Source organism: Kitasatospora sp. NPDC028961, from assembly GCF_055564815.1.
In genome coordinates this window covers 1-25,648 of the sequence record NZ_JBVHVO010000012.1, presented here as the reverse complement: position 1 = coordinate 25,648, position 25,648 = coordinate 1, and the positions used below count along the sequence as shown (strand labels likewise).

16 protein-coding genes and 1 pseudogene are annotated in these 25,648 nt (G+C 73.2%); 9 read left to right on the top strand and 8 right to left on the bottom strand.

Translation table 11 applies throughout. The annotated features are described in order from the left end of the window. Positions 1–116: 116 nt before the first annotated feature. The gene (locus tag ACZ4UX_RS21270; protein ID WP_465707804.1) at positions 117–935 is read left to right on the top strand and encodes a GNAT family N-acetyltransferase; all 819 of its coding nucleotides are present in this window, start codon (positions 117–119) and stop codon (positions 933–935) included. Between the two features lie 232 nt (positions 936–1,167). Here ACZ4UX_RS21270 and ACZ4UX_RS21265 read toward each other — a convergent pair whose 3' ends face one another. Continuing rightward, entirely contained in the window at positions 1,168–2,079 is a 912-nt protein-coding gene (locus ACZ4UX_RS21265) for an HAD family hydrolase (protein WP_465707803.1), read from the bottom strand. A 1,118-nt stretch (positions 2,080–3,197) separates the two neighbouring features. Between ACZ4UX_RS21265 and ACZ4UX_RS21260 the strand changes: the two are divergent. Then, positions 3,198–3,632: pseudogene (locus ACZ4UX_RS21260) on the top strand (universal stress protein); the annotation flags it as partial. A 296-nt stretch (positions 3,633–3,928) separates the two neighbouring features. Here the strand turns inward: ACZ4UX_RS21260 and ACZ4UX_RS21255 are convergent. From ACZ4UX_RS21255 to ACZ4UX_RS21240, 4 genes are all read right to left on the bottom strand, one after another. Then, positions 3,929–5,119, bottom strand: a complete 1,191-nt coding sequence (locus tag ACZ4UX_RS21255; protein WP_329487752.1) for an acyl-CoA dehydrogenase family protein — start codon at positions 5,117–5,119, stop codon at positions 3,929–3,931. A gap of 179 nt (positions 5,120–5,298) precedes the next feature. After that, positions 5,299–6,285: a hydroxymethylglutaryl-CoA lyase gene (locus ACZ4UX_RS21250; protein WP_465707802.1), complete on the bottom strand. Its 987-nt coding sequence runs from the start codon at positions 6,283–6,285 to the stop codon at positions 5,299–5,301. Then, positions 6,282–8,669 (bottom strand): acetyl/propionyl/methylcrotonyl-CoA carboxylase subunit alpha, encoded by a 2,388-nt coding sequence (locus tag ACZ4UX_RS21245; RefSeq protein WP_465707801.1) that lies wholly within the window; start codon positions 8,667–8,669, stop codon positions 6,282–6,284. Before ACZ4UX_RS21245 ends, ACZ4UX_RS21250 begins: the two co-directional genes overlap by 4 nt. A gap of 256 nt (positions 8,670–8,925) precedes the next feature. Then, the gene (locus tag ACZ4UX_RS21240) at positions 8,926–10,659 is read right to left on the bottom strand and encodes a carboxyl transferase domain-containing protein (protein ID WP_380387887.1); all 1,734 of its coding nucleotides are present in this window, start codon (positions 10,657–10,659) and stop codon (positions 8,926–8,928) included. Positions 10,660–10,792: 133 nt separating this feature from the next. On the opposite strand from ACZ4UX_RS21240, the gene ACZ4UX_RS21235 reads away from it, so the two are divergent. Beyond that, entirely contained in the window at positions 10,793–11,449 is a 657-nt protein-coding gene (locus ACZ4UX_RS21235) for a TetR/AcrR family transcriptional regulator (RefSeq protein ID WP_352294963.1), read from the top strand. Positions 11,450–12,048: 599 nt separating this feature from the next. Beyond that, entirely contained in the window at positions 12,049–15,906 is a 3,858-nt protein-coding gene (locus ACZ4UX_RS21230; protein ID WP_465707899.1) for an ABC transporter ATP-binding protein, read from the top strand. Positions 15,907–15,954: 48 nt separating this feature from the next. On the opposite strand, the gene ACZ4UX_RS21225 is transcribed toward ACZ4UX_RS21230, so the two are convergent. Further along, complete coding sequence (locus ACZ4UX_RS21225) at positions 15,955–16,974, bottom strand: ATP-grasp domain-containing protein (RefSeq protein ID WP_465707800.1); 1,020 nt, start codon at positions 16,972–16,974, stop codon at positions 15,955–15,957. A gap of 222 nt (positions 16,975–17,196) precedes the next feature. On the opposite strand from ACZ4UX_RS21225, the gene ACZ4UX_RS21220 reads away from it, so the two are divergent. Then, positions 17,197–17,727 carry an NUDIX hydrolase gene (locus ACZ4UX_RS21220; RefSeq protein WP_465707799.1) on the top strand — a complete coding sequence of 177 codons (531 nt, stop codon included), beginning with the start codon at positions 17,197–17,199 and terminating at the stop codon, positions 17,725–17,727. Positions 17,728–17,809: 82 nt separating this feature from the next. Here ACZ4UX_RS21220 and ACZ4UX_RS21215 read toward each other — a convergent pair whose 3' ends face one another. Next, positions 17,810–19,117, bottom strand: a complete 1,308-nt coding sequence (locus tag ACZ4UX_RS21215) for a hypothetical protein (RefSeq protein WP_465707798.1) — start codon at positions 19,115–19,117, stop codon at positions 17,810–17,812. Positions 19,118–19,259: 142 nt separating this feature from the next. Next, positions 19,260–20,360: an ABC transporter substrate-binding protein gene (locus ACZ4UX_RS21210; RefSeq protein ID WP_465707797.1), complete on the bottom strand. Its 1,101-nt coding sequence runs from the start codon at positions 20,358–20,360 to the stop codon at positions 19,260–19,262. 441 nt (positions 20,361–20,801) lie between these two features. Between ACZ4UX_RS21210 and ACZ4UX_RS21205 the strand changes: the two genes are divergently transcribed. The 4 genes from ACZ4UX_RS21205 (at position 20,802) to ACZ4UX_RS21190 (ending at position 25,291) form a co-directional block, all read left to right on the top strand. Next, complete coding sequence (locus ACZ4UX_RS21205; RefSeq protein ID WP_465707898.1) at positions 20,802–22,259, top strand: APC family permease; 1,458 nt, start codon at positions 20,802–20,804, stop codon at positions 22,257–22,259. Positions 22,260–22,434: 175 nt separating this feature from the next. Continuing rightward, positions 22,435–23,529 carry a tryptophan--tRNA ligase gene (gene trpS / locus ACZ4UX_RS21200; protein WP_465707796.1) on the top strand — a complete coding sequence of 365 codons (1,095 nt, stop codon included), beginning with the start codon at positions 22,435–22,437 and terminating at the stop codon, positions 23,527–23,529. A 97-nt stretch (positions 23,530–23,626) separates the two neighbouring features. Continuing rightward, positions 23,627–24,583, top strand: coding sequence for a S66 peptidase family protein (locus tag ACZ4UX_RS21195; RefSeq protein ID WP_465707795.1), 957 nt, complete (start codon positions 23,627–23,629; stop codon positions 24,581–24,583). A 33-nt stretch (positions 24,584–24,616) separates the two neighbouring features. Next, positions 24,617–25,291 carry a nucleoside/nucleotide kinase family protein gene (locus ACZ4UX_RS21190; RefSeq protein WP_359839929.1) on the top strand — a complete coding sequence of 225 codons (675 nt, stop codon included), beginning with the start codon at positions 24,617–24,619 and terminating at the stop codon, positions 25,289–25,291. Positions 25,292–25,648 lie beyond the last annotated feature (357 nt).

Here is a 25,648-nt window from a genome sequence, read left to right as displayed (position 1 = left end):
AAAATAGGCGGTGCACGGGAGGGCGCACGCCTCTCGAAGTGTGCGCCTCCCTGGCTCCATCCGGCCAGTGCCAGGGCTGCGGATCGGACGCCGGTCGCCCGCGCTACCGTCCTGTCGTGAACAACCTCAGCCGGCTCGAACAGGCCAACGACAACGCCGCCGCCTTCTGGCTCGCCCAAGCGCGCGCCCACGGGTGGCAGCACCTCATCCGTCCCGGGTTCACCGCGGTCCGCTGCGCCCGGACCCCGGACGACGCCCACCGCATCGTGGTGACCCGTCCCTATGACCAACCAGCCGTGCTGGAAGACGAACTGGCGGCCCTGCTGGTGGAGTGGTCCACCACCCGGCTCACGCTGGAGGACCCCTACCTCGGACTCGACATGTCGCGCCACGGCTGCGCGCACGGCCGGGCGATGCCCGTGATGGTCCGTGAGCCCGGCGCGCTCGAAGCACCCTTGCTCGGCGCGCTGCCGTCGACGGGCGCCCGGGCCGGCGGCGACCTGACGGTAGATGAGGCGCTGGACGCCGACGCCTTCGCCGAGGTCGAACACGCGGTGGTCGACGGCTTCCCGATCGAGGACCGCCAGCCCTGGATACGGGGTGTGATGCTGCCCGAGCGCCTCCTGCACGAACCCGGTTGCCGGGCCTGGCGGGCCAGGATCGCCGGTGAACTGGCCGGCGCCTGCCTGACCTTCGACGACGGCCGCGCCACCGGGGTGTACTGGGTCGCGACGCTCCCCGAACACCGCTCCCGGGGCGTGGCCCGTGCCGTCCTGGAGACGGCCCTGGCCGCCGCGGACCCCGACCGCCCGGCGACCCTGCTCGCCACCGCCCTCGGAGAACCGCTGTACCGCAAGCTCGGCTTCACCGTGGCGGCCCGCAGCCACTGGTGGACGAGGTCGGCCCCCGCGGAGTCGGCCCCCGCGCAGCCGTAGCAGGCCGTGCGCCCGGTCCCGTGTGCCCGGCCCCGCGTGCCGCGGTAAAGGTGGCGAGCAGGGCCGTCGGTCGGTCGCCGCGGTCGGTCGTCGGTCGTCGGGCGGTCCGGCGCCGGGCGCAGTCGGGCCCGGGCCGTCCGTCCGGCCGGCGACTCACCCGGCCGGTGTTCCCCGGACGCTCCTCGGCGGTAGGTCGGCCACGGGTGACTGCGGCAACTCCGGCAGAACGGTTTCAGACACGGACGGCCGCCACGGCGGCCGGAGCGCCGCTGTCCGGGCGGCCCCCGGGAACAGGCGCACGCGGGCCGTCCAGGGCGGAAAGCGGGGCCTGCGCGCCGGTTCGCGCGCCGGACAGCGCTGCTGCGGGCGCCGCCCCGTCGGCGGGCCCCCGGAGCCGCCGGCCGCCTACCATCGCGGCCGTGCCCACCGCCCGCCGGTGGCCCGGTCCGGCGGCCCGGATGCCGGGCCTGGCGCCCGGCGCGCTGCGTGCGGCGAGTACCTGCCCGACGGCCTCCGGCAGACCGGCCGCCTTGAGCGTCGGCCGGTAGCCCGGCTCGGCCCAGGGGCGGCCGTGGTGCAGCCAGACGCTGCGCAGCCCGGTCAGCTCCGCGCCGGCGATGTCGGCGGGTGCGTGGTCCCCGACCATCCAGGTGTTCGAAGCCCAGTCGCCGGTGGGCGCGATGCCGCACCGCTGCGCGGCGATCTCGAAGATCAACGGGTCCGGCTTGACGCACTCCGCCTCCTCCGAGATGACCCAGCCGTCGACCATCGGTCCCAGCCCGGTCCGGCGGATCTTCTCCAACTGCGGCCGGGTGTTGCCGTTGCTGACGATGCCGAGCGTCCACCCGGCCGCACGCGCCGCCCGCAGCGCGTCGATGTTGCGGGAGGGGCAGTGGATGTGGGAGTTGATGCCGCGTCGGAAGTGGGCGAGCAGGAAGTCGAGCGAGTCGTCCAGGCCGTAGCGGCGCTGGATCGCGGACAGTACGGTGCTGCGCGGCACGTACCCGCCGCCGTCGATGGTGACCAGCCAGTCGAGGTCGTCCGGTGGGAGGCCTCGCTCGGTCAGGAAGTCCCGGGCCCAGGCTCGGAAGGCGGCGTCCCTGGGGAGCAGCGTGTTGTCGAGGTCGAACAGGAGCAGCGGCATGTCGTGCATGGTGCCAGCGGCCGCGGGTATGCACGTGGCAAATGCCAGGCAGCGTCGCGAACCCGTGCGAATTGGCTGAAACGGATAGTGGCAGGCGTGGCAGGGATGGGGCCGGGCTTGGAGTGCGGGGCGGCTGTTCGGGGCGGGGGAGACGATCCGGGGGAGGTGGGGGTGGCCACAGCGGTTCGGCGGCGGACCGGTCGGCGCGAGGCCCACCGGGAGCGGCCCGACGGTGGAACGCTGCGCGGCCTGGAGCCGGGCAGAGGAGGGCCTGACGTCGATCCGGACGCGGCGCGGGGGTGGACCCGGATGCGGCCCGCTCCGGTGGGCCGAGGGACGGCGGCCGGGGGACGGCGCAGAGGGCGCGGTACGGCGCACGGGCTGTGGGCTGTGGCGGCCTCGTTCGGACGTCCTGCGATGCCGGTGGCCGGTGTCGGGTGGCGACGGATCGTTGTCGATCAATGACAGTCCGGTCACGGTGTCCCGGTGGCCTGTTGCATCGCTCCGTTCGCTCAGTCAAGCTCCAGAGACCCTCCTTTGCCGGAGGGGGCGCGACCGCGCGCTGGCAGGGGGCGCATCGCCGGCGGCGGGCGCATCCTCCATTCGCGGTAACAAAGCCGTTCCGAGGCTTTGCCGCTGGGCTGAGTCTCCTGCCCGTCGTACTCTGAAAGGAACAGGTCACAAACGGTGGTGCTCGGCGCAGACCGACGTCTTCCCGCGTGCGGGCCTGCTGCCCGGGCAGCGTTGTCCTCTCTTGTCGGCCCATCTTCCTCGAAGAGCCTTGAGCCATGGCTGGTTTTGAGTCCTCCCGACCGGTTGAACCGGATGCGGTCCGCAGCGCGGGCGCAGTGCCCGGGGGAGACAGTGGTTGTGCACAGACCGGAGTCGGCGCGGACCCTGAGGTGGGCGCGGACGCCGTGGATATCCGGGGATTCTCCCGCCTGCTTCGCACTATCGCGCGCCGGGGCCGCTCCGGCTCCCGCCAGCAGCGGGGCGACCACCGGCCCGACCCGGCGGAGTCCGCGATGACGGGCCGCCTGGGGCCGGGTGCCGACCACCCGGGAGGTTCCGGCCTGCCGAGCGCCGCCGGCGAACCCGCGGTGCAGCAGAAGCCCGGTGGCTCGTGCGACCCCGCCTTCCAGCACGGTGTGGTGGTGGGATTCGACGGCTCGCTGTCGAGCGAGCGTGCCCTGGCCTATGCGGTGGGCATGGCTCGTCGCTCGAAGTGCGGGCTGGTGATCGTGCACGTGGCCAATCGCCTGCCGGCCACGGTGTGGGCGGGCTGCGAACCTCCCGTCTTCGTCGACCTTCCCGATCACCGGACCGAGGTGCTCGGTCTGGAGCTCGCCTGCGCGGACTTCCTCGCCGGGGTGCCCTGGATCCTGGTCGAGCGGGGCGGCGACATCTGCCATGAGATCGAGGAGGTCGGCCGCGAGTACGCTGCGGACGCGATCGTCGTCGGCAGCACGCACGGTCTGCTCGGCAAGATCTTCGGATCGGTCTCCGGTCGGCTGGCCCGTCGCGCCAACCGTCCGGTGATTGTGATTCCCTGACGGTTCATCGGCTACTGGGGGAGCGCTGATCCGGCGGCTCCGTACCGGGTGCCCGGTGGCGGTGCCTGCCGCCGTCGTCGGCGCGTCCGCCCGCTGTGCTTTCGTCCGGTGCCTCGGGTGCCTCCTCTCCGGTGGTCCGGATGTTCATGGATCTCTGACGACTGCCGTGAAGGGCAGGGCGGCCTGCCCGGGCCCCGCTGTCTCTCGGCCCCGTCTCTCGGCCTGCTGGTGCACCGGCAGGCCGAGAGACGGAGAGCCGAGGGCGCCGACGGCGCCCCGGAGCTGGTGCGGGTGCTTCAGGAGGTGACGCCGAGCTCACGGGCGATGAGCATGCGCTGCACCTCCGAGGTGCCCTCCCCGATCTCCAGGATCTTGGAGTCACGCCAGAAGCGCGCGACCGGGAATTCGTTCATGAAGCCGTACCCGCCGTGGATCTGGGTCGCTTCACGGGCGTTGTCGACGGCGGCCTCGGACGAGTACAGCTTGGCGATCGCGGCCTCCTTCTTGAACGGTTCGCCGTGCAGCAGCCGGGATGCGGCGTCCCGCCAGGCCAGGCGGGAGGTGTGGGCGCGCATCTCCATGTCGGCGAGCTTGAACTGGATGGCCTGGTTGGCGCCGATAGGACGGCCGAAGGCCCGGCGCTGGCCGGCGTAGAGGACTGACTGGTCGACGCACCCCTGGGCCAGGCCGGTGGCCAGGGCTGCGATCGCGATGCGGCCCTCGTCGAGGATCCGCAGGAACTGGGCGTAGCCGCGGCCGCGCTCGCCCAGCAGGTTGGCCGCGGGGACGCGGCAGTCGGTAAAGGACAATTCGCGGGTGTCGGATGCGTTCCACCCGACCTTCGAGTACTTCTTGGACACCTGGAACCCCGGGGTTCCGGTGGGCACGATGATGGAAGAGATTTCCCGCCGTGGCGAGGGGAATTCGCCCTCTTCACTCGAACGAGCGATCGGTTCGGTGAGCGCGGTGACGGTGACCAGGCCGGTGATCTCGGTACCGGAGTTGGTGATGAAGCACTTGGTGCCGTTGATGACCCACTCGTCGGTGGCCTCGTCGTAGCGCGCCGTGGTGCGGGTCGCGCCGGCGTCGGAGCCGCCCTCGGGCTCGGTCAGGCCGAACGCCCCGAGCAGCTCGCCGGAGGTCAGCCGCGGCAGCCACTCGCGCTTCTGCTCCTCCGTCCCGAAGCGGTAGATCGGCATCGCGCCGAGCGAGACCGCGGCCTCCAGGGTGATCGCCACCGAGGAGTCGACCCGGGCGAGCTCCTCCAGGACCAGGCAGAGCGCGAAGTAGTCGCCGCCCATGCCCCCGTACTCCTCGGAGAACGGCAGGCCGAAGAGGCCCATCCGCCCCATCTCACGGACGATCTCGTAGGGGAACTCGCCCTGCTCGTAGAACTCGCCGATCTTCGGCGCGACCACGTCCTGGGCGAACTCGGCGACGGTGCGCCGCAGTTCCTCGTACTCGCTGTTCAGCCGGTGATCGAGCATGGTGATCCTCCTGGGGCCCGGCCGGGGTGGCCGCGGGCGTGATCGGGATGACCGCATGTCGGTCCGATGATGTGACGGACATGCGGGCTGTCGAGCGGGTCGGGTGGTACGGCGAGATCCGGCCGGACCGGGTCGCGGCCGACGCGGGTCCTCGCGGGGTCTCGAAGCGTGCGGGGCGGTCAGTCCCGGCCGTCGCCGAGCAGCGCCTGGACGGTGCGCGACGGGCTCGGCCGGCCGAGTTGCCGCGCCATCCAGCCACTGGTGGAGACGAGGGCGCGGAGGTCGACGCCGGTCCGGATGCCGAGGCCGTGCAGCATCCAGACCAGGTCCTCGGTGGCCAGGTTGCCGGTGGCGCTCTTGGCGTACGGGCAGCCGCCCAGGCCGCCGGCCGAGGCGTCGACCGTGGTCACGCCACCGCGCAGGGCGGCCAGGGTGTTGCTGAGCGCCTGGCCGTAGGTGTCGTGGAAGTGCACCGCGAGCCTGTCGACCGGGACTCCGGCCCGGCCGAAGCCGTCCAGCAGCGCGGTGACCTGGCCCGGGGTGGCGACGCCGATGGTGTCGCCGAGGCTCAGTTCGGTGCAGCCCATCTCCAGCAGCCGCACGCCGAAGCGGATCACCTGCTCGGCCGGCACCGGGCCCTCCCACGGGTCGCCGAAGCACATCGAGAGGTAGCCGCGCACGCGGACGCCGGCGCCGGTGGCGCGTTCCACCACCGGTCGGAACATCGCCATCGCCTCGTCCGCCGAACGGTTGAGGTTGCGGCGGGCGAAGGTCTCGGTGGCGCTGGCGAACACCGCGATGTCGGTGGCGTGGTGGGCGAGCGCCCGGTCCAGCCCGCGCTCGTTGGGCACCAGGACCGGCAGTCGCAGCCCGGGGTGGCGGGCGGGCAACCCGGCCAGCCGGGGTGCCAGTTCCTCGGCGTCGGCGAGCTGGGGCACCCACTTCGGGTGGACGAAGCTGGTGGCCTCCACCGTGCGCAGGCCCGCGCCGGCGAGCCGGGCGATGAACTCGGCCTTGACCTCCACGGGGACGAGGGCGCTCTCGTTCTGCAGGCCGTCGCGCGGCCCGACCTCGTGGATCCGGACCTCCTCGGGCAGGCCCGGGGCGCGGACCTCGGCGGGCAGGCCCAGGTCGAGCGCGTCGGGCTCGGGCGCGGCGGCGGTCATGACCGCACCTGGGCGGCGACCGCACCGAGCGCCGGGCCGTCCGCGGGCGATCCGGCGGAGGCCGGTCCGCCCTTCCCCGGTTCCTCCCCGCCCGGTCCGTCCTCGGCCGGGGTGACCACGACCAGCAGCTCCTCCATCGCCACCGTGGCTCCCGCGGTGGCCCGCAGCTCGCTCACGGTGCCGTCGTGCGGGGCGGCGATCACGTGTTCCATCTTCATGGCCTCCAGGACGAGCAGCGGTTGGCCCTTGCGGACCAGCTCGCCGGCCGTGGTCTTCACGACGGTGACCGTGCCGGGCATCGGGGCGGTGAGGGCGCCGTGGTGGGCGCCGCCGGCGGTGGTGCTCTCGCCGACCGGGTCGTAGCCGTGCACCGGCCAGGCGTCGCCGTCGATCCCGAGCCAGGTCACCGGGCCGGTGGCCGTGCCGGGGGCGCCGTCGGCGGCCAGGGCGAACGTCGTCTGGAGCCCGTCGGCGGTGAGGTGCAGCCGGTCGCCCGACCGGACGGCCCGGGCCCGGTGGACCGGTCCGGAGCCGAGCCGGATGTCCACCTCACGGGTGACGCCCGGGGGAATGTCAGTGGCCTCGGCTACGTTGCCGACAGTGACCGGACGGATGCTCACCGACACCGGGTCCTGGCCGGGGGTACGGAGTCGATGGGCGGTCCAGGCCGCTTGGCCGCCGATGCGCCAGCCGGAGGGAAGGGAGAAGGGGTCGGTCCAGCCGTCGCCGTCGGCGGTGGGAGTGAGGCTCAGGTGCCGCGCGAGCGCGGCCGCGTAGTAGAGGAGGTGGGCGGGCGTCGGAGCCTCGGTGGGCCGGGGGGCGGTGCCCCCGGCGGCTTCGTCGGAGTGGTCGGGGTCTGCGTCGGCGGCGCCGGTGTCGGCGGTCGGAGCGGTGGAGGCCGCGTTGGCCGGAGCGTAGGGCGAGGCGAGCAGTGCGGGCTGCTGCTGCGCCGTCTGCTCCACCAGCCCGGTGTCGAGGCGGCCGGCGACGACATCGGGGTGGGCGAGCAGTCGCCGCAGGAAGCCCGTGTTGGTGGTCACGCCCAGGGTCCGGGTGTCGGCCAGCGCGGCGCGGAGCCGGCGCAGTGCGGTCGGGCGGTCGGGCCCGTACGCGATGACCTTGGCGAGCATGGGGTCGTAGGAGCTGGTGATCTCGGTGCCCGGGGCGACACCCGAGTCCACCCTGATGCCTTCGCCCTGCGGCTCGTCGAGGACGAGGATGCGTCCACCGGTGGGGAGGAAGTCCCGCTCCGGGTCCTCCGCACAGATCCGGGCCTCGATGGCGTGGCCCAGGAAGGAGATGTCCGGCTGGGTGAAGGTGAGGCGCTCGCCCGAGGCGATCCGCAGCTGCCACTCGACCAGGTCCAGTCGTCGCTGCTGGGTGCCGCCCGTTCCGGCGGAGCCGTCGGTGGTGCCGCCGACGGCGACGGCGAGTTCGGTGACGGGGTGTTCGACCTGGAGGCGGGTGTTCATCTCCATGAAGAAGAAGTCCCGTACCCCCTCGGTGGGGACGGGGGAGTCCGGGTCGAGGCCGGGGACGATGAACTCCACGGTGCCGGCCCCGGTGTAGCCGCAGGACTCCGCGGCGCGGACGGCGGCTGCGCCCATCGCGGCGCGGGTCTCGGCATTGAGCAGAACGGAGGGTGCTTCCTCGATCAACTTCTGGTGGCGGCGCTGCAGGCTGCACTCGCGCTCGCCGAGGTGCACGGTGGTGCCGTGGGCGTCGGCGAGCACCTGGACCTCGATGTGGCGCGGCCGGTCGACCCACCGCTCCAGCAGCAGGGTGTCGTCGCCGAATGCGGTGCGGGCGACCCGCCGGGCGGCGGCGATCTCGGTCGGCAGCTCGGCCCGGTCCCGCACCAGGCGCATGCCCTTGCCGCCGCCACCGGCGGACGGCTTGAGCAGCACGGGGAAGCCGATCTCGTCGGCGGCCGCGACGAGTTCCCCGTCGGTGGGCGCGGTGGCCTCGCTGCCCGGGACCACCGGTACGCCGGCGGCCCGTACGGCCTCCTTGGCGTTGATCTTGTCACCCATCAGCTCGACCGCAGCGGGAGGAGGACCGATGAAGACCAGGCCCGCGTCGGCGCAGGCGCGCGCGAAGGAGGAGTTCTCGGCGAGGAAGCCGTAGCCGGGGTGAACGGCCTGGGCACCGGTGCGGCGGGCCGCGGCGAGGATCTGGTCGGTCCGCAGGTACGTCTCGGTGGCCGAGCTGTCACTGCGGTCGGCCGGTCCGAGCCGTACCGCGACATCGGCCTCGCGGACGTGCGGTGCGTCGGCGTCCGCGTCGCTGAAAACGGCGACGGAGCGCACGCCGAGCCGCCGCAGGGTGCGGATCACCCGGACGGCGATCTCGCCACGGTTGGCGACCAGAACTGTGTCGAACATGGGAGGCGATCCTCCGGGTCGAGGGGAGCCGTGCGAAGGAGGTGGTGGGAGGCGGCGGCAGCAGCAGCGACGCGTCGTGCGCGGCCGGGCGGGCCGCCGTCGGGCCGGGCCCGGGTCGGCACGCCCGGTGCGACACGCGGGCCGACGAGCGGGTCGAGCGGTCCGGCGGCTCGGGTCTGGCGGGTGTGCCGGGCCCGGGAGGGCCGCTCGTCCGGAGGAGGCTCCGTGGTGACGCGCGGCCCTGCCCGGGCGGCCGTCACATCCGGAAGACGCCGTACGGTCCGGGCGGCGGGAGCGGGGCGTTGGCGCAGGCGGTGAGGGCGAGTCCGAGGACGGTGCGGGTGTCCATCGGGTCGATCACTCCGTCGTCCCAGAGCCGTGCGGTGGCGTAGTAGGCGTTCCCCTGGCGGTCGTACTGCTCCCGGACGGGGCGCTTGAACTCCTCCTCCGCCTCGGTGGGCCAGGACTCGCCGTGGGCTTCGAGCTGGTCGCGCCGGACGGTGGCCAGCACCGAGGCGGCCTGCTCGCCGCCCATCACGGAGATCTTCGCGCCCGGCCACATCCACAGGAAGCGGGGCGAGTAGGCCCGGCCGCACATCGAGTAGTTGCCGGCCCCGTACGAGCCGCCGATCACCACCGTCAGCTTCGGGACGCGGGTGGAGGCGACGGCGTTCACCATCTTGGCGCCGTGCTTGGCGATGCCGCCCGCCTCGTACTGCCGCCCGACCATGAAACCGGTGATGTTCTGGAGGAAGAGGAGGGGGATCCCCCGCTGGTCGCACAACTCGATGAAGTGGGCGCCCTTGAGGGCGGACTCCGCGAAGAGCACACCGTTGTTGGCGACGATGCCGACGGGGTGGCCGTGGATCCGGGCGAACCCCGTCACCAGGGTCGCGCCGTACTCGGCCTTGAACTCGGCGAACCGGCTGCCGTCGACCAGCCGCGCGATCACCTCGCGGACGTCGTACGGCGTCCGGGGGTCGACCGGGACGGCTCCGTACAGACCCGCCGGGTCGACGGCGGGCGGCTCGGCCGGGGCCAGCGGCCACGGCCTGGCCGCGCGCGGGCCCAGCCCGGCGACGATGGTGCGCACGATGGAGAGGGCGTGGGCGTCGTCCTCGGCCAGGTGGTCCGTCACGCCGGAGGTGCGGGAGTGGAGGTCGCCGCCGCCGAGCTCCTCGGCGGTCACCACCTCGCCGGTGGCGGCCTTCACCAGCGGCGGTCCGCCGAGGAAGATCGTGCCCTGGTTGCGGACGATGACGGCCTGGTCGCTCATCGCCGGTACGTACGCGCCGCCCGCCGTGCAGGAGCCGAGCACGGCGGCGATCTGCGGGATCCCGGCGGCGGAGAGGCGGGCCTGGTTGTAGAAGATCCGGCCGAAGTGGTCACGGTCCGGGAAGACCTCGTCCTGCATCGGCAGGAAGGCGCCGCCGGAGTCCACCAGGTAGACGCAGGGGAGCCGGTTCTCCAGCGCGACCTCCTGGGCGCGCAGGTGCTTCTTCACCGTCATCGGGTAGTAGGTGCCGCCCTTGACGGTGGCGTCGTTGGCGACGACGACCACCTCGCGCCCGGCGACCCGGCCGATGCCCGCGATCACGCCGGCCGCCGGAGCGGCTCCGTCGTACATCCCGTCGGCCGCCAGCGGCGCCAGTTCGAGGAACGGCGAGGCCGGGTCGAGCAGCGTGTCCACCCGGTCGCGGGGGAGCAGTTTGCCGCGGGCGGTGTGGCGCGCCCGGGCCTTGGCCCCGCCGCCGAGAGCGGCTGCGGCGAGCTTCTCGCGCAACTCGCCGACCAGCGCACGATGGGCCTCGGTGTTGGCCCGGTAGGCCTCCGAGCCCGGGTCGGCGGCGGTGCCGAGCCGGGGGGCGGGCGCGGCGGCGCCCGGTGGAACGGCTCCGGCGGCCGCGCCGTTCGTCGCGCCGCCCGCCGTGGTTCCGGCCGCTGCGCCGCCGTGGACGCCGGTGGGTGCACCGGCGGTGGAGATGACCATTCCAAGAGCTCCCTTGCTCTCGGCACCAGGTGGGCAGCAGAGCCCGGGTGTGCCTGCGACCCCCACGTTAATGAGCGTTAACTCGTGCCGCCCAGGTTAACGGGCGATAACCCGACTGTCTACGATGGGCAGCATGCCGAACGTCCCAGGCGCCTCCGCGCTCCCACGCCGTGACCAGATCCGCAGGGAGGCCGCGCGGCTGTTCGCCGCCCGGGGCTTCCTGGGCGTGGGTGTCGACGAGATCGGCAAAGCCGTCGGCATCAGCGGGCCGGGGCTCTACCGGCACTTCGCCGGCAAGGACGCGATGCTCGCCGATCTCCTGATCGGCATCAGTGAGCGCCTCCTGGAGGAGGGCCGCCGCCGGGCGGGTGGCGGCGACGGCGGCGCCGAAGCGCTGGACGCCCTGATCAGGGGGCATGTCGACTTCGCGCTGGACGACCGCGACCTGATCACCCTGCACGACCGCGAGCTGCTGAACCTCAAGGACGAGGACCGCCGGACGGTCCGCCGGCTCCAGCGCGGCTACGTCGAACTGTGGGTGGACGTGGTCCGCCGGGCCCATCCGTCGCTGGCCGTGCCCGATGCCGAGCCGGTGGCGCGGGCCGCGGTGCACGCCGTCTTCGGGCTGATCAACTCGACTCCGCACAGCCTCGGCCCGAGTCCCGCCCAGGAGGACCGCGGCGCGCAGGAGGACCGCGTCGCCCTCCAGCGCGACAGCATGGCCGCCCTGCTGCACAGCCTGGCGCACGGCGCCTTCTCGGCAGCCGCCGGCACGGCCGCGCGCAGCTGAATCGAGCGGCGCGGGCGGCCGGGCCGGTCGGGGGCGGCCGGGAGGGCCGCCCGGTCGTGCGCCGTCGCACCGAACGGTCCGACGGCAAGCGGTCGACGGCAAGCGCTCGACGGGGCCGGGCCGGGTCCGGCTGACCACCCGCCGGACGACCGGGGTCGGCCGTCCGGCCTAGGCCCAAAGGACGGCGCCGGGCTGCGTCGGTGGCCGGTGGGCGTTCGGCGCGATCTCGTTCACCCTGGAGGGTGACGGCCGAGGCGCGCGCCCCGGCCGGGAATCACCGCAGGCCGCAGGCTGTTGGTTCCTCAGCCGGGCCGGTTCACCCGGCCTGCCCTGGCCAGAAAGTCCATGGCGGCCACCGGACGAAATGGTTAGCATCCCTAAATATGCCTGAGACTCATGGATCTACGGTGGAGCTTTCCCCGAGCGGCACCCGGACCGGCCCGCGCGGCACGAAGGGGCGGCGGGGCGGTACCGGCCTGCCCGGCGGCAAGCACGGCGGGCAGGCCGCGGACGGAGCCCGGCCGGACGGCGCCGGGGTCCCGGCCGACGGCGGCGGGAGCCCGGGCGAGGGTTCGGCCGACGGGACCGGCACGGGCTGGCTGCGCCGGCTGATCGGCTACTGCTGGCGCTCGCGGCGCAGCGTGCTGCTCGCCTTCGGCGCCTCGATCGTCGGGATGGCCGTCACGGCGCTGGTGCCGCTGGTCACCAAGTTGATCATCGACGACGTCATCACCGCGCACACCCGCTCGCTGGCGCCGTGGGCCGTGGCGCTGCTGGCGGCGGCCGCCCTGGTGTTCGCCTGCACCCAGGTCCGTCGCTACTACGGGGGCCAGCTCGCCCTCGACGTCCAGCACGACCTGCGCAGCGACCTCTTCCGTTCGCTCGGCCGGCTCGACGGCCACCGGCAGGACCGCCTCGACACCGGCCAGGTGGTCGGCCGGGCCACCTCCGACCTCCAGCTGATCAACGGCCTGCTCTCGATGCTGCCGATGATGACCGGCTACCTGTTGATGTTCGTCATGTCGCTGGCCGTGATGCTCTGGCTGTCGCCGCCGCTCACCCTGATCGCGCTGGTCATGGGCCCGGCGCTGTGGTGGGTCTCGGTCCTGAGCCGCAAGCGGCTGTTCCCCGCCACCTGGGCGGCCCAGCAGGAGGCGGCCGCCGTCGCGGGTGTGGTCGACGAGTCGGTCGGCGGAGTCCGGGTGGTCAAGGGCTTCGGCCAGGAGTCCCAGGAGCTGGACAAGCTGGCGGCGGCCTCGCACAACCTATTCGCGGCCCGGCTCCGGTCGATCCGGCTCAACAGCCGCTACAACCCGGCGATGCAGGCGATCCCGGCGCTCGCCCAGGTCGCGGTGCTGGCCTTCGGCGGCTGGCTGGCGGTCGAGGGCCAGGTCACCCTCGGCACCTTCGTCGCCTTCTCCACCTACGTCGCGCAGATGACCGGTCCGGTCCGGATGCTGACCATGGTCATCACCGTCGGCCAGCAGGCCCGGGCCGGTGTGGAGCGGGTGCTGCAGCTGATCGACGAGCGGCCGCTGGTGCAGGAGCGCCCGGACGCCGTCACCCTCGACTTCACCCGCGCCGACGGCTCCCACCCGGCCCAGGACGGCGCCGGACCGCCGCCGGCCGCCGCCGACGACCGCTTCGGGCGGCCCGTCGGCCCCCGGACCGCCGAGGTGGCGCTGGAGTTCGACCAGGTCGAGTTCCGCTACGACCCCGAGCACCCCGCCCCCGTCCTGCACGGGCTCACCCTGAAGCTCGCCCCCGGCGAGACGCTGGCCCTGGTCGGCGCGTCCGGCTCGGGCAAGTCGACGGTGGCGCAGCTGGTTCCCCGGTTCTACGACCCGGCGGGCGGCGCGGTCCGGCTCTACGGCCATGACCTGCGCGACCTCACCCTCGACTCGGTGCGGTCGGCCGTCGGCATCGTTCCCGAGGAGAGCTTCCTGTTCTCCGAGACGGTCCGCACCAACATCGCGTACGGGCGGCCGGACGCTACTGACGAGCAGGTCGTGGCGGCCGCCCGCGCCGCGCAGGCGGACGAGTTCGTCCGGGAGCTGCCCGACGGGTACGCGACCAAGGTCGGTGAGCAGGGCCTGACCCTCTCCGGCGGCCAGCGCCAGCGCATAGCCCTGGCCCGGGCGATCCTCACCGACCCGCGGATCCTGCTGCTCGACGACGCCACCTCGGCGGTCGACCCGCAGATCGAGGCGGAGATCCACGACGCCCTGCGGTCGGTGATGGCCGGCCGCACCACGCTGCTGATCGCGCACCGCCGGTCGACCCTCCAGCTGGCCGACCGGATCGCGGTCCTGGACCACGGCCGCCTGCTGGACATCGGTACGCACGAGGAACTCGACGCCCGATGTCCCCAGTACCGCGTCCTGATCTCCGACCCCGAGGCCGGCCGGACCAAGCCCCCGACCGCCACCGCCACCACCGCCGGTGCCGTCACCGCCGACACCGACACCGAGGCCGAGTCCGAGCCCCGGACCACGGGCACCTCCGCACAGCCGCCCGCCGTCGCCCCGCCGACGCCCGCCCCGCCGACGCCCGCCCTGGCGACGCCCGCGCTGGCCAAGGCGGCCCGCACCGCGGACCCCGCCCTCCTCGACAAGGTCGCCGCCCTCCCGCTGGCCACCGACACCCCGGCGGTCGCCCGGGCCGAGGCCGAGGCCGGCGACCCGGACTTCAGCCTCCGCCGCCTGCTGCGCCCGTTCCGCCGGCCGCTCGCCCTCGCCCTGCTCCTGGTCACCCTGGACGCTGGCGCCGGGCTGGTGCTGCCGATCCTGATCCGGCACGGCATCGACGACGGCGTGAGCAAGGGCCTGATGTCGGGCGTCGCCGTCGCCTCGCTGGTGGCGCTGGTGATCGTGCTGCTGGACTGGGTGGTGCAGAGCGCCGAGAGCCGGGTCAGCGGCCGCACCGGAGAGCGGGTGCTCTACACCCTCCGGCTCAAGATCTTCGCGCACCTCAACCGGCTCGGCCTGGACTACTACGAGCGCGAGCTGTCCGGCCGGATCATGACCCGGATGACCACCGACCTGGACTCGCTGACCTCCTTCCTGCAGACCGGGGTGGTCACGGCGGTGGTCAGCCTGCTGACCTTCCTCGGCATCTTCGCCGCCCTGCTGATCATCGACGCGGGCCTGGCCCTGGTGGTCTTCGCCGTGCTGCCGCTGCTGGTGGTGGCGACGCTGGTGTTCCGCAAGAAGTCCAAGACGCAGTACGAGATCTCCCGCGACCTGATCAGCACGGTCAACGCCGACCTCCAGGAGAACGTCGCGGGCATGCGGATCGTCCAGGCCTTCCGTCGGCTGGACGCCAACACCGACCGCTTCGTCGCCCGGGGGATGGCCTACCGCGAGGCCCGGGTGCGGGCGCAGCTCTACATCTCGCTGTACTTCCCGTTCGTGCAGTTCCTCTCCAGCGTCGCCGCCGCACTGGTGCTGATCGTGGGGGCCTCGCGGGTCGACGCCGGGACGCTGACGGTCGGCGCCCTGGTGGCGTACCTGCTCTACATCGACCTCTTCTTCGCACCGGTCAACCAGCTCTCGCAGGTGTTCGACGGCTACCAGCAGGCCGCCGTCGGTCTGGGCCGCACGCGTGAGCTGCTGCGGACCCCGACCACCACCGCCGAGGTCGCCGATCCGGTGCCGGTGACGGCGGCGCTGCGCGGCGAGATCGAGTTCGTGGGCGTCGGCTTCGCCTACAACGGCGGCGCCGACGGGGCCCGGGAGGTGCTCACCGGAGTGGATCTCCGGATACCCGCCGGCCAGACGGTGGCGCTGGTCGGTGAGACGGGCGCCGGCAAGTCGACCCTGGTCAAGCTGGTCGCCCGGTTCTACGACGCGACCTCCGGCACCGTCCGGGTGGACGGCGTCGACCTGACCAGGTACGACCTCGCGCAGTACCGCCACCGGCTCGGCGTCGTGCCGCAGGAGGCCTACCTGTTCGCGGGCACGGTGCGCCAGGCGATCGCGTACGGCCGGCCCTCGGCCACGGCGGCCGAGGTGGAGGCGGCGGCCCGGGCGGTCGGTGCGCACGACATGATCCGCCACCTGTCCGACGGGTACGACCACGAGGTCACCGGCCGTGGGCGGAACCTCTCGGCGGGGCAGCGCCAGCTGATCGCGCTGGCCCGGGCCGAACTGGTCGACCCGGACATCCTGCTCCTGGACGAGGCCACCGCCGCGCTCGACCTGGCCACCGAGGCGGCGGTCAACCACGCGGCGGACCGGCTCAGCGGCGGCCGCACCACGCTGGTCATCGCCCACCGCCTCACCACCGCGGAACGCGCCGACCGGGTCGTCGTCCTGGACCACGGCAGGGTGGTCGAGGACGGCACGCACACCGAACTGCTCGCGCGGGGAGGCGTGTACACGCGGCTCTGGCAGGCGTTCATCGCCGACAAGCACCCGGTGCCCGACGACGTCGCGGGCCAGGTCCTCGGCCGCTGATCCTCCCGGTCCCGCAGTCCGCCGCCCGGCCCTCGCGCCGAACCGGCGTCAGGCCGCGATCAGCGAGGTGAGCAGCGCGGACGCGTCGATCCCGCGCGGCAGGTCGCTGACCTGACCGTCACCCACCTCCACCACCCGCCAGCCGGAGCCGTCGGCCCGGCTGGCGAGGTCGGTGGTGACGAAGCGGCAGCCGAGGGCACGGACCAGCGGCCGGACGTCGGTGAGGTCCGGTTCGGCCGACTGGCCGGGCGTGTCCGGATGGGGCCCGACCAGCACGGGTTCGCCGTCCAGCCACCAGACCCGGGCCTCCACCGCCCGCTCGTCCCCACCCCGGCGGGCCCCGGAGGCGCCGCCGCTCGCGCCTTCCCCCGGTGCGTCCGGTCCGTCCCCGTTCCCGCCGTCCCCGTTCCCGCCGCTCTCGTTTCCGCGGCTCCCGCTCCGCCCGCTCCCGGCGCCCCCGGCCCGTCGGAACTCCTCGTACCGGCGCAGCACCACGCCGCCGGTGAGGTACTCGCCCTGCAACTCGACGAAGCGCGTCACCACCCGCCCGACGGCGGCCAGGTCGGCCATGTCGGGGACGTAGCAGGCCTCGTGCCACTCGTGCTTCCGGGACTTCACGTAGTCCTTGACGATCGCCGGACCGCGCCCGCCGAGCCGCTCGACGGCGGCGGCGAGTTCCGCCGGCTCCGGCCGGGCCGCCGTCCGCACCGGAATCCAGACGCTCGGCGGTGTCGCCCCCTCGAACACGCCGTACCAACCGGGCAGTTCGTGCGCCGAGGCGTACCCGGCCGCGCTGGTCAGCAGATGGGCGCCGCGCCCGGCGAGCGCCTGGGCAAAGGCCGCGTAGTCGGCCGACGGAACCATCCAACCCCGGTACCAGAGCGGGCCGCAGTCCCGCGGTACCTGACGGACCGCCTCCTTCGCGTTCCCCGCGAGCAGTGCGTCGTGGTCGACGAGGTACAGCTCACCACCCAGGCCCCGCAGGACACGGGCCTCCCAGGCGAAGTGCGGATCGGGCCGGTGCGGGTTGAGCGGGTCAGCCGGGAAGAGGAGCGCGGGTGCGGGCATGGGCGTCAGGCTACGTCCACCGGCCGTTTCCGGGGGTGCCAACACCCCTTCTCCGCCGGGGCGATGCCGTTCCCGCGGCCCACCGTCCGCTCGACGCCGCACCGCCCACAGCCCGTCCGACGCCGCCCGCGAATCGACCCGTCCGCGAATCGACCCGCCCGCGAATCGACCCGCCCCGCAATCCGTTCGACGCAGCTGGGCCCGAACTGGGAAGGTGACCCGATGCGAAATCTGTGGCGACGCGCGAAGCGAACCCCGAGGCAGGCCGCCCGGACGGTGGTACTCGACGAGAACGGGTCGGTCTTCCTCCTCCGCTCGGACAACAGCGAGGTCGGCGTCCACTGGACCATGCCCGGCGGCGGCATCGAGAAGGACGAGACGCCGTGGACCGGCGCCCGTCGTGAGCTCTGGGAGGAGACCGGCTGGACCGATCTCGAACCCGGTCCGTTGCTCTGCACCTGGGAACACGACTTCACCTGGCACGGCATACCCGTCCGCCAGCACGAGCACATCTACCTGACCAGCGGGCCGCGCCGGGAGCCGGTGGGCGACCTCAGCGCGATGCACGCCGCCGACCGGATCCTCGACTGGCGCTGGTGGACGGCCGACGACCTCACCGACGAAGACGCCGACGCGGTCTGGCCCCCTCGGCTCGCGGAGCTGCTGGCCGATGTCCGGGAGGGCTGGCTGGCCGACCGCCGCGAGCCGGTGCCCGTCGAGTTCGGCTACGTCCCGAACGTGCCGAGGGTCTGACGCGCCCGACGCCTCGGAATCATGGACGAGGCGGCGCCCCTGGCGGTCGGCCCGGCGGCTCCCGACGGCCCGTCCCCCGCGGCTACGAGGGCTGCTGCTGCCCCCCGCGTCGGCCCGCCCGCCCGGCCGGGCCGACCTGCCAGCCGTGCAGGTCGAGCTCCCGGTCGTGCAGCGCGCCGGGGTTGATCAGCACCGAGAGCTGCGCGGAAGCCAGCTGGTCGAGGGCGACGCCGGTGGCGGACAGCAGTTGGTCGGTCGACACCGAGACGGCGATGGCGGGTCGCCAGCCCGGCAGGATCACCAGACTGGTGCCGCGGCCGATGCGCACGGGCTCGGCCGCCACCCGGACCGGCTGCCGTTCTTCGGGGCGGCCGACGGCCTCGGGGAGCTGGGGGGTGCCGCCGATCAGGATGCCCAGCGGCGTCTCGGCGCTCCCGTCGGGAGCGCCCCCGCCGGTGGCGTTCCCGTCGTTACCGTCCGCCTCCGCACCGGCGCCGGCCACCGGCCCCGCCGCCCCGACGAGCGGGTCGGGGGTCGTCGGCGGCAGGAGGAGCGCAGGAGCGGCGGCCCCGGCGCCGGAAGCCTCCAGCGGCCGGTCCGGTTCGGGGGCCTCCGGGTGCATCCGGCGTAGCCGCCGGGAGGGGGAGGGCCGCTTGGACAGGACGGTCCGCAGCTCCGCCTGAGCGGCCCGGAGCACGGGGACGCTGCGTTCCTCCGTCGGCTCCGGCGCCCGGAGCCGTACGAACGCCTCCGGGCCGGTGGTGGACGCGGTCCGGGGCTCGTCCGTCGTTCCCGCTTCGGTGCCTCCGAGGGCTTCGGCGAGCAGCGCGCGGACCTCGGCGACCGGCCGACGACAGGCGGCGGCCAGCTCGGCGAGCGAGCGGCCCTGGCCGTGGGCGGTGCGCAGCCGGTCGGCCAGCCCCGCGCGAAGCCGGGCGGCCGTCTGTCCGTTCGCGTCGACGGCACGCCCGGCGCCACCCGGGCCATCGCCGCCATCGCCGCCGACACCGCGTCTACCGGCGCCTTCACCAGGGCCTTCAGCAGCGCCGGTGCCGGAGTCCCGGACGTCCTCCCCGTCGGCCCCACCGCCCCGGGGCCGCGGTACGGACCCGTCGGAGGAGGCCCCGCCGGCACCGTGGTCGCCGGCCGGGGCCGCCAGCGTGCAGCGCGAGTCCACGGTTGCGGTGCTCGCCCCGGTTCCCGGTATGCCCTCGGTGACAGGCGTCCGGTGGGACCCGTGGGACGCGCAGGACACGATTCCGTCGGACGCGCCGCCCCCGGACGCGCCGCCCCCGGGCACGCCGACCGCGAGCGCGCCGACGGAGGACGCGCCGGCGGTGGGTGGGCCGGACGGGGGCAGGTCGGCGGCGTTCTGATGGAGCGTGGTCATCGGCAGGTGCCCTTCGGGGTACGGTCCCGATGATCCTCCCGCACCCCGGGACCAGCTCCAAGCGCCTTACCGGCGGGTGTGTGCGAGGACACCGCCCTGGTCAGCTCCGCTCCCGCCCGGTCGCCCGCCGTGCCGCCCGGGCTCAGGTGCTCGGTGCGACGAACCCCTTGAGGTCGGCCAGCACGGCATTGGCCGCCAGGACGCCGAGCCCGAGGAACCAGGTCTCGTCCGAAACCGGCCGCGCCTGGCCGGACTTGGTCGCCCCGAGGGTCTTCCAGAGCGCGCCGCCGAGTACCGCGTCCTGGTTGGTGGAGCTGGGGGTGCCGTACACGCCGTAGAAGATCCAGTCGGCGTCGGCCTTGTCGATCTGCTCGGGGCTGATCTCGACCGCGAGTTCCTTGACCTGCTCGATCTTGGGCTGCGGCAGCGGCACGTCGGTGAGGATGGTGCCGATGAAGGAGAGCTCCGCGTAGAGCCGGGTCTTGCCGGGCATGAAGCGCAGCGGCGTGATGGTGGGCCGCTTGTCGCCCAGCCCGGCGCCGATCGCGGTGGCCGCGGCCTGGTACGCGTCGAGCTGGGCCTGGGCCTGCGCCTCCAGCCCGAACGGCGCGGCGTTGAGCTTGAAGTTCTGCTTCCAGGGGTAGCCCGGGCGCAGCGAGAAGACGGTCGGCGCGATCTTGGAGAGCTGCGCGTACTGGTCCTGCGCGCGCAGCTGGCTGCCGAGGATCAGGTCGGGCTTGAGCGCGGCGATGGCCTCCAGGTTGAGGCTGTTGATGGTGCCGACGGCGGCCGGGCTGCCGACCGCGTCCTTGAGGTAGGCCGGCATGCTCTTGGAACCGTCGGTGTAGACGACGCCGACCGGTTGGATGCCCAGGGCGACGACGTTGTCGAGCTCGCCGGTGTCCAGCACCACGACCCGGACCGGCTTGGCCGGGATGACGGTCTCGCCCATGGCGTGCTTGACGGTGCGCGGGTAGACGCCGGGGGCGGCGTCGGTGCCGAAGTCCTTCATCTTCTCGATCACGGCGGCGTAGTCGTCGCCGCCCTGCTTGACCGACTTCTGGTTCGGCGAGGAGCCGGACGAGGCCTGCGTCGACCCGCTCGCGGCTCCGCCGGAGCTGCCACAGGCGGTGAGCAGCCCGCCGAGGCCGAGGACGGCACCACCGGTGAGCCCGGCGGCGAGGAACCGCCGGCGGGACGGGGTGCGGCTGACGAGGGTCCGGTCGGCGGGGTGGGGGGCCACGCGACGCTCCTTCTCGATCGATCGATGTTAGGTGAGGCAAACCTATCCGACGGTTCGGTCCGGATCGATCGAGGGTTCGGGGTGCGGGGGAGAAATCATCTCAACCCATGACACAAGGGATAAATCAAATCGCCCTCAGTCCTTGGAAACCAAGGTACATGAGTCGAGCTGCCATGAATCCACCGCCCCGCCTCCCTTTACGACGAAGGAATCGAATCGAGTGGCTCAGATCACCAAGGGTTGGCCTACACAACCTTCGACGCCTCCACCTAGGGTGCGCAGGTGTTTGATCAGCAGCTCTCAGAGCACGGAAGCAGCGGACGGGCAACGGCGCCCGCCGCTCCGCAGGGCGCCCCGGACAGTGGCGCCAGTGGTGGAGTCCCCGACCGGGGGGCGGCGGGGGCAGCGGGGGACAAGGGCCTACGGGGGAACTCGGTAGGCCTGTTGAGCAGCGTGGTCCTGGGCCTCTCCACGGTCGCCCCGGTCTACTGCCTGACCGCGACGCTGGGCCCGACGGTCACGGCCGTCGGCGTGCAGATGCCCGCGGTGTTCCTGGCCGGCTTCCTGCCGATGCTGCTCGTCGCGTTCGCCTACAAGGAGCTGAACAAGGACTTCCCGGACTGCGGCACGTCCTTCAGCTGGACGGTCCGGGCCTTCGGCCCCCGGGTCGGCTGGATGGCGGGCTGGGGCCTGACGGTCGCGACCATCATCGTGCTCTCCAACCTGGCCGGGGTGGCGACCGACTTCCTCTACCTGATGCTCGGTGAGATGACCGGCAGCGGCGGAATCGCCGAACTGAACGACAACAAGGCCGTTCACCTGCTCACCGTGGTCGTGCTGATCGCCGCCGCCACCGCGATGAGCTACCGGGGGATGACGGCCACCAAGTGGTTCCAGTACAGCCTGGTCGGCCTCCAGCTGGCCGTCCTGGTGCTCTTCTCGGTCATCGCCATCGGCAAGGCCGCCGCCGGCGACCTGCCGCACTCGATCGGCTTCTCCGCCTCCTGGCTCGACCCGCTCCAGGTGAGCTCGTTCAGCGCGTTCACCGCCGGGCTGTCGCTCTCGATCTTCATGTACTGGGGCTGGGACACCTGCCTCACCATGAACGAGGAGACCCTCGGCAGCGCCAAGACCCCGGGCCGGGCCGCGATGATCTCCATGGTCACCCTGGTGGGCTCGTACCTGCTGGTCGCGATCGCCGCCCAGATGTTCGCCGGCGTCGGCGCCACCGGTACCGGCCTCGGCAACCCGGACACCGCCGACAACGTCTTCTCCGCGCTGGCCCGGCCGGTGCTCGGCTCGCCGTGGAGCATCCTGCTCTTCCTGGCCGTCGTCGCCAGCGCCGCCGCCAGCCTGCAGACCACCTTCATCCCGGTGGCCCGCACCCTGCTCGCGATGAGCTCCTACCGGGCCGTGCCGCCGCGCTTCGGCACCGTGCACCCGCGCTTCCGCACCCCCGGCTACGCGACGGTCGCCGCCGGCGCCGCCACCGCGGTGTTCTACGTCGGGATGAGCCTGATCAGCGAGAACGTCGTCCAGGACACCATCCTGGCGCTCGGGCTGATGATCTGCTTCTACTACGCCCTGACCGCCTTCGCCTGCGTCTGGCACTTCCGCGCCTCGCTGCGCACCAGCCCGCGGAACCTCGTGCTGCGCGGCCTCGCACCCCTGCTCGGCGGGGTGCTGCTCGCGGGCGTCTTCCTGCAGACCCTCACCGACGCCTGGGACCCGGCGTACGGCAGCGGCGCCGTTCTCGGCATCGGCTCGGTGTTCGTCATCGGCGTCGGCATCCTGCTGCTCGGGGCGGTGCTGATGACCTGCTACGCCGCGTTCCGGCCCGAGTTCTTCCGCGGCGAGACGCTGCACGCGGGAACACCCGCGCTGGTCGTGGAGGACTGACGCTATCCTCGAACGCATGAAGCGCTTCGCAGGTCTCGACTGGTGGCCGTCCTAGGACGGCCACCAGCCACGCCTGACCAGGGCCGTCCGGATGGACGGCCCTGTCGCGTTCTCCGACGGGACGGGCCCGGAACCCCGGACGGCCACCACCACCGCCGTTCCGAGGAGAGATCCGATGACCACCACCGTCCCCGCCACCACCTCCACCCATCCCGCCGTCGACCATCCGACCGTCGACCGGCCCGGCGCCGATCTGGACGAGCTGATCCGCCGGGACCCTGGCGCCCACCGTGTCCTGACCGGCGACCGCCCCACCGGCCCGCTCCACCTCGGCCACTACTTCGGCACCCTGCAGAACCGGGTCCGCCTCCAGCGCCTCGGCACCGAAATGTTCGTCGTGGTGGCCGATTACCAGGTCATCACCGACCGGGACGTCGCCGACCGCCTCGCCGAGCACACCGAGAACCTCGTCCTCGACTACCTGGCCGCCGGGCTCGACCCGGACCGCGCCACGATCTTCGCCCACAGCGCCGTCCCCGCCCTCAACCAGCTCCTGCTCCCCTTCCTCAGCCTGGTCAGCGTGGCGGAACTGGGCCGCAACCCCACCGTCAAGGACGAGATCGCCCACTCCGGCCAGTCCGTGGTGAACGGGCTGATGTTCACCTACCCCGTCCACCAGGCCGCCGACATCCTCTTCTGCAAGGCGAACGTCGTGCCGGTCGGCCAGGACCAGTTGCCCCACCTCGAAGTGGCCCGCACCGTCGCCCGCCGCTTCAACGCGCGCTACCCGCACCCGGACGGCACCGGTGTGTTCCCCCGCCCGGACGCCCTGCTGTCCGCCGCCCCCATGCTGCTCGGCACCGACGGCGGAAAGATGAGCAAGAGCCGCGGCAACGCCGTCGCGCTCTCCGCCACCGCCGACGCCACCGCCCGGCTGATCCGCGGCGCCAGGACCGACACCGACCGCCGGATCACCTACGACCCGGCCGCCCGGCCCGAGGTCTCCAGCCTGGTCCTGCTCGCGGCGCTCTGCCAGGACCGCGCACCGGAACTGGTCGCCGAGGAGATCGGTGACGGCGGCGCCGCCGCGCTGAAGCGCACGGTGACCGAGGCCGTCAACGAACGCTTCGGCCCGATGCGCGCCCGCCGAGAGGAACTCGCCGCCGACCGCGGGTACGTCCGACAGGTCCTGCGGGACGGTGCCGAACGGGCCAACGCCGTCGCCGACGCCACCCTCGCCGAGGTCAGGGCGGTGATGGGATCGGTCTGAACCGAACGGGGCATACCACCTCCGGGCGGCTCCGGCCGGTCTGAGCGCGCGTCACCCCTCCCCACAGTGCCATCCGCACCCTGGAAGGATCCCGGCCATGGACCAGTACCCGACCACGCCCGGCCGCGGGCTGACCCGCCCGCCGCAGCTCCGTCCGGGGGACCACGTCGTCGTGGTCGCCCCCAGCAGCCCGATCGACCCCGAGCGGCTCACCGCCGGGTGCGCGATCCTGCGCTCCTGGGGGCTGCGGGTCACGGTCGCCCCGCACGCCCTCGACACCCACCCCACCCTCGGCCACCTGGCCGGCACCGACGCGGACCGGGCGGCGGACCTCCAGTCCGCCTGGCTCGACCCCACCGTCGACGCCGTCATCTGCGCCCGCGGCGGCTACGGCGTCCACCGCATGGTCGACCTGCTCGACTGGGACGCGATGCGCGCCGCCCCGCCCAAGGTGCTGGTGGGCTTCAGCGACGTCTCCTCCCTGCACGAGGCCTTCGCCCAGCGCCTCGGCGTGGCCACGCTGTACGGGCCGATGAGCTCCGGCGCCTCCTTCATCGCCGACGGACCGACGGCCGAACACCTGCGGCGCACCCTCTTCGACCCCTCGGCCACGACGGTCCTCACCTCGGCCACCGCCTCGGCCCTCGTCCCCGGCCGGGCCCGCGGCATCACCGCCGGGGGCTGCGTACACGTCCTCACCGCCGAGCGCGGCACGCCCGCGGGCCGGCCGTCCTACGCGGGCAGCATCCTGATCCTGGAGGACGTCAACGAGCATCCGTACCAGCTCGACCGCCTCTTCACCCAGCTGCTGCGCTCCGGGGCCTTCGAGGGGGTCGCGGGGATCGCCCTCGGTTCCTGGGAGGGCTGCGGCCGCCCCGAGCGGGTCCGGGAGCTCATGCTCGACCGGCTCGGGCCGCTCGGCGTCCCCGTCCTGTGGGAGCTGGGCTTCGGCCACTGCCCCTCCACCCTCACCGTCCCGCTGGGCCTGCCCGCCCTGCTCGACGCCGACGCCGGGACCCTCACCCTGGAGACGCCCGCACTCGCCGCCCGCTGAGGCCGGCCGCGCCGGGATCAGTAGGGTGCGGCCATGAACGAGGACACCCTCATCACCCTCGCGCTCGGCCTCCTCCGGGGGCCGGGAAGCAATGCCCGCGCCATCCTCGGACTTGCCGGCCCGCCCGGCGCCGGCAAGTCCACCCTGGCCCGGTACCTGGTCGCCGAGGTCGAGCGCCGGGAGGGACCCGGCAGCGCCGCCTACCTCCCGCTCGACGGCTTCCACCTCTCCGCCGCCCAGCTGGACCGGCTCGGCCTGGCCCACCGCAAGGGCGCGCCGGCCACCTTCGACGCGCACGGCTACGTCGCACTGCTGCGCCGGGTCGCAGCAGACCGGTTCCAGCCCATCTACGTCCCCGACTTCGACCGCCGCCTCGACGAACCCGTCGCCGCGCGCCATGTCGTGCCGCCGCAGGCCCGCCTCGTCGTCACCGAGGGCAACTACCTCGCCGCCGCCGAACACCCCTGGCCGGACGCCCGCCGACTCATGCGCGAGCTTTGGTACGTCGACGCCGACGACAGCCTCCGCGAGGAGCGCCTGGTCGAGCGCCACCGGGCCGGTGGCCGCGACGAGGCCACGGCCCGGCAGTGGGTCACCGGCAACGACCACCCGAACGGCGAGTATGTGAAGGCCGGCCGCTCGCTCTGCACGCGGACGGTGCCCGGCACCGGGTTGCCTCAGGCTCCGGACGGGCGTAGTGTTCTCTAGTCGCTCGGCTGGGAGCACCGGACACGTGTCTACGCGGACGGTCCCGGAGCGGCCAATCCCTTGAAACATCACTTCCCGGTTCGGGCTGGGTTGTGCTTTGTCATTTCGACGGCAGGCACGGCTCATGCCTTATTCGGTGTGCCTGTTTATATGGATTGCGGCCGGATTCGCCTTTCGGGGCGGGGATCGGCTAGAGTTTGAAACGTCGGACAGGGCGTCAAGCCCGAGAAGACACCAGCGAGTTGGATGAACGAAGCGCCGGAAGCGGAGCGGAAAACATCTGGTAAGCTGGAAACACGAAAGAACGAAGCGCCCGGAGGGCCCGCTGGAAGGCGGTCCGAAGGAAGTGTCCGTTCC

What these genes read in the sequence shown, in the direction of transcription:
- ACZ4UX_RS21265 (WP_465707803.1), bottom strand. Translation starts at nt 2,079, where the DNA reads ATGCCGCTGCTCCTGTTCGACCTCGACAACACGCTGCTCCCCAGGGAC.
- ACZ4UX_RS21255 (WP_329487752.1), bottom strand. Translation starts at nt 5,119, where the DNA reads ATGCTCGATCACCGGCTGAACAGCGAGTACGAGGAACTGCGGCGCACC.
- ACZ4UX_RS21250 (WP_465707802.1), bottom strand. Translation starts at nt 6,285, where the DNA reads ATGACCGCCGCCGCGCCCGAGCCCGACGCGCTCGACCTGGGCCTGCCC.
- ACZ4UX_RS21245 (WP_465707801.1), bottom strand. Translation starts at nt 8,669, where the DNA reads ATGTTCGACACAGTTCTGGTCGCCAACCGTGGCGAGATCGCCGTCCGG.
- ACZ4UX_RS21240 (WP_380387887.1), bottom strand. Translation starts at nt 10,659, where the DNA reads ATGGTCATCTCCACCGCCGGTGCACCCACCGGCGTCCACGGCGGCGCA.
- ACZ4UX_RS21235 (WP_352294963.1), top strand. Translation starts at nt 10,793, where the DNA reads ATGCCGAACGTCCCAGGCGCCTCCGCGCTCCCACGCCGTGACCAGATC.
- ACZ4UX_RS21225 (WP_465707800.1), bottom strand. Translation starts at nt 16,974, where the DNA reads ATGCCCGCACCCGCGCTCCTCTTCCCGGCTGACCCGCTCAACCCGCAC.
- ACZ4UX_RS21220 (WP_465707799.1), top strand. Translation starts at nt 17,197, where the DNA reads ATGCGAAATCTGTGGCGACGCGCGAAGCGAACCCCGAGGCAGGCCGCC.
- ACZ4UX_RS21215 (WP_465707798.1), bottom strand. Translation starts at nt 19,117, where the DNA reads ATGACCACGCTCCATCAGAACGCCGCCGACCTGCCCCCGTCCGGCCCA.
- trpS (WP_465707796.1), top strand. Translation starts at nt 22,435, where the DNA reads ATGACCACCACCGTCCCCGCCACCACCTCCACCCATCCCGCCGTCGAC.
- ACZ4UX_RS21195 (WP_465707795.1), top strand. Translation starts at nt 23,627, where the DNA reads ATGGACCAGTACCCGACCACGCCCGGCCGCGGGCTGACCCGCCCGCCG.
- ACZ4UX_RS21190 (WP_359839929.1), top strand. Translation starts at nt 24,617, where the DNA reads ATGAACGAGGACACCCTCATCACCCTCGCGCTCGGCCTCCTCCGGGGG.